The 12208-nt window shown below is 67.5% G+C and carries 10 protein-coding genes and 2 riboswitches; of the genes, 7 read left to right on the top strand and 3 right to left on the bottom strand.

What is annotated here, in order from left to right:
* Positions 1-16 precede the first annotated feature (16 nt).
* The 4 genes from AC1RDS_RS12435 (at position 17) to AC1RDS_RS12420 (ending at position 2922) form a co-directional block, all read left to right on the top strand.
* Entirely contained in the window at positions 17-670 is a 654-nt protein-coding gene (locus AC1RDS_RS12435) for a nitroreductase family protein (RefSeq protein ID WP_431604006.1), read from the top strand.
* Between the two features lie 33 nt (positions 671-703).
* Complete coding sequence (locus AC1RDS_RS12430) at positions 704-1117, top strand: ribonucleotide reductase subunit alpha (protein ID WP_287878358.1); 414 nt, start codon at positions 704-706, stop codon at positions 1115-1117.
* 8 nt (positions 1118-1125) lie between these two features.
* Positions 1126-1686, top strand: a complete 561-nt coding sequence (locus AC1RDS_RS12425; protein WP_287878360.1) for a hemerythrin domain-containing protein — start codon at positions 1126-1128, stop codon at positions 1684-1686.
* Positions 1687-1842: 156 nt separating this feature from the next.
* Positions 1843-2922 (top strand): AbrB family transcriptional regulator, encoded by a 1080-nt coding sequence (locus tag AC1RDS_RS12420; protein WP_287878362.1) that lies wholly within the window; start codon positions 1843-1845, stop codon positions 2920-2922.
* A gap of 61 nt (positions 2923-2983) precedes the next feature.
* Here the strand turns inward: AC1RDS_RS12420 and AC1RDS_RS12415 are convergent, their stop codons facing one another.
* Together AC1RDS_RS12415 and AC1RDS_RS12410 are read right to left on the bottom strand one after the other, a co-directional pair.
* Positions 2984-3280: a BTH_I0359 family protein gene (locus tag AC1RDS_RS12415; protein WP_026436262.1), complete on the bottom strand. Its 297-nt coding sequence runs from the start codon at positions 3278-3280 to the stop codon at positions 2984-2986.
* A 165-nt stretch (positions 3281-3445) separates the two neighbouring features.
* A complete protein-coding gene (locus AC1RDS_RS12410) occupies positions 3446-4606 on the bottom strand; it encodes a DUF3108 domain-containing protein (RefSeq protein WP_287878363.1) in 1161 nt (386 codons plus the stop codon).
* Positions 4607-4847: 241 nt separating this feature from the next.
* Between AC1RDS_RS12410 and AC1RDS_RS12405 the strand changes: the two genes are divergently transcribed.
* The 3 genes from AC1RDS_RS12405 (at position 4848) to AC1RDS_RS12395 (ending at position 9963) form a co-directional block, all read left to right on the top strand.
* Positions 4848-5861 carry a fumarylacetoacetate hydrolase family protein gene (locus tag AC1RDS_RS12405; RefSeq protein WP_287878365.1) on the top strand — a complete coding sequence of 338 codons (1014 nt, stop codon included), beginning with the start codon at positions 4848-4850 and terminating at the stop codon, positions 5859-5861.
* 284 nt (positions 5862-6145) lie between these two features.
* Positions 6146-7306 carry an iron-containing alcohol dehydrogenase gene (locus AC1RDS_RS12400; RefSeq protein WP_287878434.1) on the top strand — a complete coding sequence of 387 codons (1161 nt, stop codon included), beginning with the start codon at positions 6146-6148 and terminating at the stop codon, positions 7304-7306.
* A 66-nt stretch (positions 7307-7372) separates the two neighbouring features.
* Positions 7373-7463, top strand: a riboswitch (glycine riboswitch).
* 7 nt (positions 7464-7470) lie between these two features.
* Positions 7471-7563: riboswitch (glycine riboswitch) on the top strand.
* A 60-nt stretch (positions 7564-7623) separates the two neighbouring features.
* Entirely contained in the window at positions 7624-9963 is a 2340-nt protein-coding gene (locus tag AC1RDS_RS12395; protein WP_492227061.1) for a penicillin-binding protein 1A, read from the top strand.
* Positions 9964-10045: 82 nt separating this feature from the next.
* Here AC1RDS_RS12395 and AC1RDS_RS12390 read toward each other — a convergent pair whose 3' ends face one another.
* Positions 10046-12130 carry a molybdopterin-containing oxidoreductase family protein gene (locus AC1RDS_RS12390; protein WP_092697466.1) on the bottom strand — a complete coding sequence of 695 codons (2085 nt, stop codon included), beginning with the start codon at positions 12128-12130 and terminating at the stop codon, positions 10046-10048.
* Positions 12131-12208: the final 78 nt, after the last annotated feature.

The raw sequence follows: 12208 nt of genomic DNA, 5'->3' as shown, positions 1-12208 counted from the left end.
ACCAAGGGATCTGCACATGGCCGCCATTTCCTCTCACCCTGCGTTCCCCGCCGCATCGGACGATGCCGCGCTGGTGGCCATGGCGGCAGCACTGATCCAGTCCCGCCAGACCATCCTGCCCAAGCGCCTGGGCGCGCCAGGCCCCGGGTCTGCCGAGCTGGCCGCCATCCTGAATGCGGCGGCCCATGCGCCCGACCATGGCCAACTGCTGCCGTGGCGCTTTGTGCTGGTCCCTGAGGCGGCGCGCGCCGCACTGGCCGAGGTGTTTGCGCAGGCGCTGATGGAACGCGACCCCTGCGCCACGTCCGAGCAGTGTGCGCAGGCGCGTGAAAAGGCCTACCGGGCCCCGGTATTGATGCTGGTGGTGGTGGATGGCGAGCGTGGCGACCCCGAAATCGATGCGGCCGAGCGGCTGGTGTCCGCCGGCTGCGCCGTGCAGAACATGCTGCTGACGGCTACCGCGCAGGGCTATGGCTCGGCGCTGACCAGCGGCAAGGCCCTCAAGGCGGCTAGCCTGCGTGCGCTGTTTCAGCTGGCGGCTTCCGAGCAGGCCCTGTGCTTCATCAGCATCGGCACCGTGCTGTCACGCAAAACTGCGCGCGCGCGGCCCCTGGCGAGCGCCTACGTCAGCACACTGGACCCGGACCGGGGCGTGGTGCCCGGCTTCTGACGCTGCTCAACTTCTTTCATTGCGAGATTTTTCATGGACATTTCCAGCTTCGACGATCTGCTGCAGGCCGCGCGCCTGCAGCCCGAACCCCAGCGCCTGTTGTTTGTGTTTGCGGCGGTCGAATTGCCCGACGATGCCACCCCCGCCCAGCGCGCGCGCTTTGAAGCCGGGCAGGGCGGCGCCCTGGTGCCATTGATGTGTGTGGACAAGACGCCGCAAGAGCTGCCCTCGTTTGCCGCCCTGGTGGAAGAGGCGCACCAGTTCACGGCCCCTGGCCATGACTGGGCGATGGTGTTCGCGGCGGCGCTGTCGGGCACCTTGAACCAGGCGCCCAGCAGCGCCGATGCCGAGGCGCCCCTGCAGCGCATGGTCGATGCCATCAAGGGTGGCGCGCATGGCGCCTACATTCCGTTTGACCGGCAGGGACAGCCGGTGCGCTTCGGGTAGCCGTGGCCATGGCGAAGTCCTCGTCGGCCTTGCCCGGTTTCAATGCGCCTGCCGTGGGGTTCGAGCAGCCCTTTGCCATGCTGGAGGCCTGCCACGAGCGCGTGCAGCGCACGCTGGCGCTGCTGCAGCGGCTGCGCGCTCACGTGCAGGAGCATGGCGCGGATACATCCGCCCAGCAGGCCGCGCGCGACGTGCTGCGCTACTTCGACATCGCGGCGCCGCTGCACCATGAAGACGAGGATCTGCACGTGTTTCCGCTGCTATTGGCCCAAGGCAGCCCCGACGTGGCGGCGCTGGTGCAGCGCCTGCAGCACGACCACCGCTGCATGGTCGCCGACTGGGCTGCCGCACGCCTTGCGCTGCAGGCCCTGGTCGATGGCCGGCAGGCCGGGTTTAGCGAGGCCGATGGCGCTGCGTTCGACCGTTTCATCGGCCGCTACGACCGCCACATTGCGGATGAAGAAACCCTGGCCTACCCCGCGGCGCAGGCCCTGCTGGCCGCACCGGCTCTGGAGGCCATGGGCAACGAGATGGCGGCCCGGCGCAGGGTGCCAACACCCGGGCATTGATGCTTCTAAAATAATAGCTGCTAGCGCTTTATGGATAAGCGCTTGCGCCTGATTTGGCTATAAGCATCCTCGCAAACGGCGATGCCCGCCATGTCCCAAGGCATGGGCCTGCCAGAAGCTGGCAGGGCTGCGGCCGCAGGATACTGGCAGGCTTGTATGCGTAGTCACCTGTTTTTTATCGCCCGTGTGGCAACCACCCTGGCCCTGGCCTGGGCCGCAGCCGCCGCCTGCGTGGCGCTGCACACCCCGCTGCCCTGGATGATTGGCCCGCTTGTGGTCACCTCACTGCTGTCCATGGGCGGTGCGCCCACTGAAAGCTGGGCCCCGCTGCGCAACGCCGGGCAGTGGTCGATTGGCGCCGCGCTGGGGCTTTATTTCACGCCGCAGGTGGTGGCGCTGGTGGCCAGCCTGTGGTGGGCCATTGCGCTGGGCATCGCATGGGCGCTGCTGCTGGGCTGGCTGTTTGGCGCCTGGCTGTACCGGCTGCACGCGCCGCGCATGCATGGCGTGCCGGCGTCGATGCTGCGGGCCACCAGCTATTTTTCGGGGGCCATTGGTGCGGCTTCCGAGATGACGCTGCTGGCCGAGCGCGAAAACGCCCGCACCGACCTCGTGGCCGCCAGCCACAGCCTGCGCCTGCTGATCGTCACCGTGACCATTCCCTTTGCGCTGCAGTGGAGCGGCCTGCAGGGCCTCGACACCCTGCCGCCCGCCGTGCGCCTGGTGAGCTGGCCTGGGCTGGTACTGCTGGCGCTGTTCACCGGGGCCGGCGCGCTGGCCATGGACCGGTTGGGCCGCGCCAACCCCTGGTTCATGGGCGCGCTGGTGGTGTCGATGGGTTTGGCCATGGCGGGCCTGACGCTGTCGGCCGTGCCCCAGGGGCTGGTCAACGCAGCGCAGCTGGTGATCGGCGTGAGCCTGGGCGTGCGCTTTCGGGCCGATTTTCTGCGCACCGCGCCGCGCTGGCTGGCGTCGGTGGTGCTGGGCACGCTGGTGCTGATGGGGGTGTGTGCACTGTTCGCCGGGGCGCTGGCCTGGGCTACCGGGCTGCCCTGGGTGACTCTGCTGCTGGGCACCTCACCCGGCGGCATCACCGAAATGGCCATCACGGCCAAGGTGCTGCAGCTCGGCGTGCCGGTGGTGACGGCGTTTCAGGTATGCCGCCTGATCGCGGTGCTGATGCTGGTGGAGCCCCTGTACCGGCGGATCTACCCGCCAGAGGGTCGGCGACGATGACCGGGCGTAAAACCTGACGCACCCCAAGTCCAGGGGCGAAGCACCTCAGGGGGGACCCCTGCTAATGCACGACGACCGGGTTCTGCGCCAGACCGGCGTAACGGTCCAGGGCGTCTTCCACCTCTTCCTGGGTGGGGGTGTCGCGTTGCCAGGCCAGGATCTGCTGCTGGAACATTTCGGCCCAGGATCCGTCCAGATACACCTCCTTGCCCGATCGCTTGTCCACAATTTCAAAGCCGTGGCGGGCCAGTTGGGGTTTTGGCGGTGCCGTGTCGTTCAGTGGCCCCTCTTTTTGCTCCACGGCATCGGGCAGCATGTGGACCACCACAAAGGAGTCAGAGTCGTAGAGCATGTGCATGGCGTTCCCCCAGTCGATATAGGAATCAGATGACAGCGGGCGGTCAGAGTTCAAGTCCCAAGGCTCCCGGTACCTGATGCTTTGCAGTATTTCACGAAAAACGGCCTGCGCCAGGTTTGTGGGGATGAATTGCCACCGGGGCACCGGCAAGCAACACCTGGGCGATCAGGGCGGGCCGCTGCTGCGCAGGCGCAGATCGGCAAAGTCGCCGTTGGCCTGGGTCAGGCGGATGCGCACGGGCATGTAGCCCAGGTCGGGGGCCAGCCACAGTTCGGCCTTCTGGTCGTAATCGCGGCGCGGCAGGCGCTGCAGCTTCCAGGCCAGCAGGGGGCCGGCGGGCAGGTCCAGCGTTTCCTGCCCCTCGATCGAGAAGGTCCAGCGGTCGGCGCTGCGGGCACTGGCGGTGGTCAGGGTGACCTGGGTGCCCGGCACGAACCGCCCCGGCTCGGCCGCCAGCATGGCGCCAAGCTGGATGAACACGCTCAGGCGGTCTTGCGCGCCAGGCCCCACGGCCGCCGGTGGGGTGTTGGCGCTGAAGGTGATGCGGCCCTGGGCAGGGTCAAAATGGGCGGCCTGTTCGCTGCGCGAACGGTCGGCAAAGCGCTCGGGCTGCAGCCCCTGCGCGGTGATCAGGCCCACGCTGCCCTGGGAGCGGGTGCCGAGCAGAAAGGCGCTGATCTCCTGGCGGGCTTCGTAGCGGTTGCCGTCGTGCTGCCACAACAGCTCGGCGCTGGCGCTGTAGTTGAATTTTTTGGCCTGCCCGCTGACATCAAAGGCCAGGCGCACCGGCGCGGGCAGGCGCACGGCGAAACTGGCGGCGTCGGCCGCCAGGCCTGTGGCGCCGCCCGGAGGGCTGATGTCCACGCCAGCGCCCAGGGGGTTGTCGGGGAGCGTGGGCGATGGAGTGGCCGGCGCACTGGCGTCGGGCGCAGGGGCGGTGGCTACGGCATCGGGCTTCTCGGGTATTTCGGCTGTCGGCGTGCCTGCGGTGTCCACCGCCGCGTCGGGCGGTAGGGCTTCGCCCGGGTTGTCGGGCGGCGCCGAAGGCATGGGTGGTGGCTCGGTGGCTGCCTTCGCTGCGTGCTGCCTCGCCGGGGGTACCGCGGGTTTCTTGCGCACCGCCGCAGCGCGGGCAGGCGCGGGAGGTGCAGGCGGTGCGGGGGGTACCGCTGCCGGTGGCGTAGGGGCAATGCTGCGCGTGCTGAAGGCCTGTGCGGCGGGGGGCGTGGACGGGCTGCTGTCCCAGGCCATGGGCATGCCTTGCAGCACCAGCCAGTGCAGCGCCAGCACCAGGGCGGTCAATACAAAGAGTGGCCGGCGTGGCATTGCGGGGCTCCGGCAGGCGTCAGGCACAGACCGCGCCCAGGTGGTACAGCAGCCGGGAAGCCTGGATCCGATCTTCCTGCAGCAGGAAGCCGACCTCCACGGACTGGGTGCCTGCACGTTCTTTGTCCATCCACACCAAAAATTTGCGAGTTTTGTTCGGTTGAATCCATTGAACCCAGCGTAGTCTTGTGGGGTTTGCGCCATTTCCGCCATTTCTGTTGAGACGAAGGCTCTGTTCCCCATGAAACTTGCCACCTACAAAGACGGCTCGCGCGACGGCCAGCTGGTCGTCGTCTCCCGCGACCTGGGCACGGCCCATTATGCGACCGGCATTGCCAGCAAGCTGCAGCAGGTGCTGGACGACTGGGGCTTCCTGTCGCCCCAGCTGCAGGACCTGTACGACCAGCTGAACAGCGGCCGCGCGCGCCACGCCTTCCCCTTCGACCCCGCCCAGTGCATGGCGCCACTGCCGCGCGCCTACCAGTGGGCGGATGGCTCGGCCTACATCAACCACGTCGAACTGGTGCGAAGAGCCCGCAACTCCGAGGTTCCCGAGAGCTTCTACACCGATCCGCTGATGTACCAGGGCGGCAGCGATGATTTCATTGGACCCTGCGACGATGTGGTCGTGCCCAGCGAGGCCATGGGCATCGATTTCGAGGCCGAGATCGCCGTCATCACGGGCGACGTGAAGATGGGCACCAACGCCGACCAGGCGCTGGACGGCATCCGCCTGGTGATGATTGCCAACGACGTGAGCCTGCGCAACCTGATTCCCGCAGAGCTGGCCAAGGGTTTTGGCTTCTTCCAAGCGAAGCCCGCCACCGCGTTCGGCCCCGTGGCCGTCACGCTGGACGAGCTGGGCGACGCCTGGGACCACGGCCGCGTGCACCTGACCGTGCAGTCCACCTGGAATGGCCGCAAGGTCGGCATGTGCGACGCCGGCCCTGAGATGACCTTCCACTTCGGCCAGCTCATCGCGCACATCGCCAAGACGCGCAATGTGCGCGCGGGCTCCATCGTGGGTAGCGGCACCGTCAGCAACAAGGGCGTGGAGCAAAACGGCCGCACCGAATGGCCCAAGGGCTACAGCTGCATCGCCGAAAAACGCTGCATCGAGACGATTCAGGACGGCAAGCCCACCACGGAGTTCATGAAGTTCGGCGACACCATCCGCATCGAGGTCAAGGGCAAGGACGGCGCCAGCATCTTCGGTGCGATCGACCAGGCCATTGCATCGCCCGTGGGCGGCTGAGAACAGCAAAATATGCAGCAAGAAATGGCTACAGCGCTTATTTTACAAATGCTAATAGCTATTGTTTCAGGAGTAAAACCGCGTCTTGCGCAACCGTGCTGACGCCGCTGACGTAAGGGTTTTGACCGAGGTGACAGGGGTGCCGGCGGCTTCGCGCGGACAATGAACAGTCCGTCTGCCGGGCTTGCTGGTCTGGCGGTTTTTTCCATCATTGCCCTGCGTTCCCGCCGCCTGCCAGACCATCCGGCGCGGCAAGGGGCGCGGTGAGCCAACATTCCATTGCCATGCTGAACTTCGACTTCCACAACCCCACCCACATCGTTTTCGGCCAGGGCCGCATCGCCGACCTGGCCAAGCTGGTGCCCGCAGCGGCCAAGGTGCTGATCCTGGTGGGCGGTGCCAGTGCTGAAAAAACCGGCACCCTGGCCGAGGTGCGCGCCGCGCTGGGCGAGCGCACCCACGCCACCTTCAGCGGCATCGAGCCCAACCCGAGCTTTGAAACCTCGATGAAGGCCGTCGAGCAGATCCGTGCCGGCGGGTTCGACTTTCTGCTGGCCGTGGGGGGTGGTTCGGTGATCGATGCCACCAAGTTCATCGCCGCTGCCGTGCACTTTGAGGGTGATGCCTGGTCCATCCTGGAAAAGCGCGGCCGCAACATCGCCCAGGCCGTGCCATTTGGTGCCGTGCTCACGCTGCCCGCGACGGGCTCGGAGATGAACAACGGCGGCGTCATCACGCACCGCGCCAAGGGCGCCAAGCTGCCGTTCAGCAGCAAGAACACCTTCCCGCTGTTCTCGGTGCTCGACCCCACCAAGACCTACACGCTGCCGCCGCAGCAGCTGGCCAATGGCGTGGTCGATGCGTTCGTGCACACGGTCGAGCAGTACCTGACCTACCCGGTCAACGCACCGGTGCAGGACCGCTTTGCCGAAGGCCTCCTGCAGACGCTGATCGAGATCGGCCCGCGCCTGCTGACGGCGCAGGAGCCCGTGTACGACGACCGCGCCAACCTCATGTGGGCCGCCACCATGGCGCTCAACGGCCTGATCGGCGCCGGCGTGCCGCAGGACTGGGCCACGCACATGATCGGGCACGAACTCACCGCGCTGCACGGCATCGACCACGCCCGCACGCTGGCCATCGTGCTGCCCGCGCTGCTGAATGAGCGCCGGGGCCCGAAGCGCGCCAAGCTGCTGCAGTACGGCGAGCGCGTGTGGGGCATCACCAGTGGCACGGATGACGAGCGCATCACCGCCGCCATTGAACGCACGCGCGCCTTCTTTGAAAGCATGGGCATCGCCACGCGCCTGTCGGGCCATGGCCTGGGCGCGGAGGTGGTGGACACCGTGGTGGCCCAGCTCGAAGCGCATGGCATGGTGCAGCTGGGCGAGCAGCGCGAGATCACGCCCGCCGTGAGCCGCCGCATCCTGGAAGCCGCGCTGTAACCGGCCGGGGGTCGGGATATTGACCTTTTGAACGGGGTTGGTTTTGGCGGGTGATTTAAAGTGAGCGCCTATCCTGCGGGAGAGAGGGGCGCAACCCGCCTCCGCCGAAGGCGCAAACTCCCATCATCGCTCAGGCAAGCCGGACCGCAGGAGACCATCGCCGACTGGAGAGAGGCCGCCGCCCTGCGCAACGCAGGCGGGGGTCCACCGAAGGGGCAGGCTGCCCAGGCAGCCGAAACTCTCAGGTAAAAGGACAGGGGGAGCGGCGCCGCAGGCCCGTCATGGCACGGGTCCTGCCCTAGCCAGAGTTCCCCCTGATGCACCCATCGTCGTCTGTTGCCGCGCCTGCCCCTTCGCCCAAAAAGCACCCGGTCCTGAAATTTCTCGCGGGTTTTTTCCTGGGGTTGGCCGTGGCAGGCAGTGCGGGCGGGGCCTATGTGCTGCACATGGTGTGGCAGCAGCTGCCGGAGGTGGACCACCTGGCCGACTACGATCCCATGCTGCCGATGCGCATCTATGCCAGGGACGGCACGCTGCTGGCGGAATATGGCGAGGAGCGCCGGGAATTCGTGCCGATAGGGCAGATCCCGCTGCAGATGCGCCAGGCGCTGCTGGCCATCGAAGATGCCCGCTTTTATGAGCATGGCGCGGTGGACTTCACCGGGCTGGCACGCGCTGCGCTGCGCAATGTGGTATCGGGGGAGCATGCCCAGGGGGCCAGCACCATCACGATGCAGGTGGCGCGGGTGTTCTTTCTGAGCCGCGTCAAAACCTACAGCCGCAAGCTCATGGAAGTCTTGCTGGCCTACAAACTCGAAGCCACCTACAGCAAGGACAAGATCCTGGAGCTGTACATGAACCAGATCTATCTGGGCGAGCGTGCCTACGGCTTTGCTGCCGCGGCGTCGGTGTACTTCGACAAGACACTGGGCGAGCTGACGGTGGCCGAAGCCGCCGTGCTGGCCGGGCTGCCCAAGGCGCCGTCGGCCTACAACCCCGTTGTGAACCGCGAGCGCGCCATCATCCGCCAGCAGTACATTCTGCAGCGCATGCACGAACTGGGCTATCTGGATGCGCCCGCCTACCAGGAGGCGCGGACACAGGCGCTGACGCTGCGAACGCAATACCGTTCCATCGAGCCGGCAGCCGCCTTTGCCGTGGAACAGGCCCGCAAGATGGTGCTGGAGCAGTACGGTGAAGAGGCGTATGCGCTGGGCCTGGATGTCGTCACCACCCTCAGCGTTCCCGCGCAGCGCGCGGCCACGCGTGCGCTGCGCGCGGGCATTCTGGGCGCGCAGGATGCCCGCGGCTATGCCGGCCCCGAGGGGCGCATCCAGGGCGCTGTGCCGTCCGACGAACCCAAAGCCCTGCGCGCCGCGCTGGCGCCCTACCGCGACAGCGGGGAACTGCGTGCCGCCCTGGTGCACGCGGCGTCCGAGGCCGAGGGCATTGCCGCGTGGCTGCGCGATGGCACGCAGGTGCGGATACCGCGCAGCCGGCTCAGCGCCAGCGCGCGTGCCGCCCTCAAGCCCGATGCGCCAGCGCGGCGGCGCATTGCGCCGGGCGCGGTGATTCGCGTCGTGGCCGACGTCCGCGAACGATGGAATTTAGGCCAGTTGCCGGGCATGGAGGGCGCGCTGGTCTCCATGGACACGGAAACCGGCGACATCCTGGCGCTCACGGGGGGCTTCGACTACGCCTTCAACCAGTTCGACCATGCCGTGCAGGCCTATCGCCAGCCGGGCTCGACCTTCAAGCCGTTCATCTTTTCGGCGGCGCTGGAAAAGGGCTATGCCCCGGGCACCTTGATCGACGATACGCAGCGTGTCGTAACCCCTGCCGCCCGCGGCCGCCCCGCCTGGAGCCCGCGCAACTACGGCGGCAACTACGAGGGTTTCATCACCGCGCGGCGCGGCCTGGTGCGCTCCAAGAACCTGGTGGCCGTCAACCTGATGGACGCGGCCGGGGTTCAGTACGTGCAGGAGTTCGCCACCCGCTTCGGCTTCTTGCCGGAACGCAATCCACCCCGGCTGCCGCTGGCCCTGGGGGCGGGCGCCATCACGCCGCTGCAGCTGACGCAGGCCTATGCCGTGTTTGCCAACGGCGGTACCCTGGTGCAGCCCCGGCTGATCCACCAGGTGAGCGAGCGCGGCGGCGCGGTGCTGTACGCAGCGAACGCGCCATCGCCCCGCGCTACCGTGGTGTCCGAGCGCAATGCCTTCGTGCTGGACAGCATGCTGCGCGACGTGGTGCAGCATGGCACGGGCCGGCGCGCGAAGGCGCTGGGCCGCCCCGATGTGGCCGGCAAGACCGGCACCTCCAACGATGCGCGCGATGTGTGGTTCGCCGGCTATTCGTCGGGCGTGGCCTCTGTCGTGTGGATGGGCTACGACCAGCCGCGCAGCCTGGGCCGGCACACTGGCGGAACCCTGGCCCTGCCCGTGTGGACCGAGTACATGGCCGAGGCGGTGCAGGGGCGCACGCCGGTATCGCGCACCCTGCCGCTGGACCTGATGCGCTTTGGCGAGGACTACGTGTACCCGGAATATGTCTTCGGGACTTGCGTGGATGACCGCAAGGCCTTTGTCCAAAGCCCCTTCGAGTGCGGCCCGGACGGGCGCCGACCAAGGGCAGGAAATTCTGCCGACATGGGGTAAGAATGGCCGATGGCGCTTGATATGTAAGCACCAAGAGCTATAAATACAGGAGTCATTTTAAGGCAAAAAAGCCACCACACCGTCAGGCCGGCACAGCGCAGGCCTCCACCTCCACCAGGCAGTCATAAAACGTCGGCGCCCGCCCCAGGTCGGTCAGGGCCTGGCTGGTGACCTCGTTCACATTCGTCCCATCCAGCCCCAGCTTGCGCCACCACACGCCCAGGCCATTGACCACGCCGGGCCGCGCGCGGCGTGAGACGGTGGCGTGGCACTGGTAGCTGCCGCGGTCGTTGAACACGCGCACCACGGCGCCATCGGCAATGCCGCGTGCGGCGGCGTCGTCGGGGTGCATTTCCAGCACGGGGCGGCCTTCGATGGCCCGCAGGCTTTGCACGTTGACGAAGGTGGAGTTCAAAAAATTGCGCGCCGGCGGCGAGATCATGGCCAGCGGGTAGCGGGCGTCGGTGCCCTGCAGCTCGTGGTTGGGCAGGTGGTCGGGTAGGCCGTCCAGGCCCTGCGCGGCCAGGCGGGCGCTGAAGAATTCGCACTTTCCGCTGGGCGTGGGAAAGCCGCCTTCGGAAAACGGCGCATCGGGCAGCGCCAGCGTGGCAAAGCCCTGGGTTTCGAGCAGCGCGTAGTCCACGGCGTCGCCAAAGGCCTGGCGGCACAGGGCCTCGTCGCTGTCGGCAAAGCAGGGCTCGGTGAAGCCCATGCGCGCGGCCAGGTCCCGGAAGATCTGCGCGTTGCTGCGCGCCTGGCCCACGGGTGCAATGGCCGGGCGGTTGAGCAGCACATCGGTGTGCCCGTAGGCCAGATGCACGTCCCGGTGCTCCAGCTGCGTGGTGGCGGGCAGGATGTAGTCCGCGTAGTCGGCCGTGTCGGTGCGAAAGTGCTCCAGCACCACGGTGAACAGGTCTTCGCGGGCAAAGCCGCGCACCACCTTGCCGGATTCGGGCGCCACGGCCACGGGGTTGCTGTTGTAGACCACCAGGGCCTCGACGCGGGGGCCAAAGCCGGGCGCGGTGTCGCGCAGCAGATCGTCGCCAATCTGCACCATGTTGAGCGTGCGCGGTGTGCGCTCCGGCATCAGGTCGGGGCGCTGCAGCACGCCGCGCTGCACTGGAAACTGGCCCGAGCTCGACAGCAGCATGCCGCCCGCACGGTGGCGCCAGGCACCCGTCAGCGCGGGCAGGCAGGCCACGGCGCGCACCGCGTTGCCGCCGCCGCGCACGCGCTGCATGCCGTAGTTCAGGCGGATGGCAGCGGGCTGGGTGGTGCCGTAGTCCTTGGCGAGCTGGCGGATCTGCTCCACGGGCACCCCGCAAATTTCGGCCGCGCGCTCGGGCGGCCATTGCAGGGCGCGCTCGCGCAGCTGCTCCCAGCCCAGGGTGTATTGGGTGATGTAGTCGGGGTCCAGCCAGTCGTTCTGGATCAGCTCGTGCATCAGCGCCAGGGCCAGCGCGGCGTCGGTGCCGGGGCGGAGCTGGATGTGCTCATGGCATTTGTCGGCGGTCTCGGTCTTGCGCGGGTCGATGCACACCAGCCGGGCGCCATTGCGCTTGGCCTGCTGGGCGTAGCGCCAGAAATGCAGGTTGCTGCCAATCGAGTTGCTGCCCCAGATGAGGATGAGCCTGGATTCTGCGAAAAACTCCACCTTCATGCCCAGCTTGCCGCCCAGGGTCTGCACCAGCGCTTCGGCACCGGCCGAGGCGCAGATGGTGCGGTCGAGCTGCGAGGCGCCCAGGCGGTGAAAGAAGCGCCGATCCATGCTCTCGCCCTGCACCAGGCCCATGGTGCCGGCGTAGCTGTAGGGCAGGATGGCTTCGGGGGCGCGTGCCGCAATGCTTTGCAGGCGCTGCGCGATGTCGGCCAGTGCCTCGTCCCAGCCCACCGGGGCAAACTGCCCGCTGCCCTTGGGGCCGGTGCGCTTGAGCGGGGTGAGGATGCGCTCGGGGTGGTAGCTGCGCTCGGTGTATTTCGACACCTTGGCGCACAGCACGCCGTCGGTATGCGGGTGCTCGGGGTTGCCCTGCACGCGGGTGGCCACGCCGTTTTCCACGGTGGTGATCAGGGCGCAGGTATCGGGGCAGTCGTGTGGGCAGGCCCCGCGCACCTGCGCCTGTATCGGCGCAGGCTGTGGGGTATTTGCGATAGAAGACGGGGGCATACGGTGGGTGGTCGTTAAACTGGCAGAAGAGGGTGATCGAAGCGTGCATATCTTGCGCCAGATCCAGGGAGACTGCGT

It is taken from the genome of Acidovorax sp. GW823-FHT02H02 (assembly GCF_058797075.1).
This window is presented reverse-complemented; position numbering and strand designations above follow the sequence as displayed.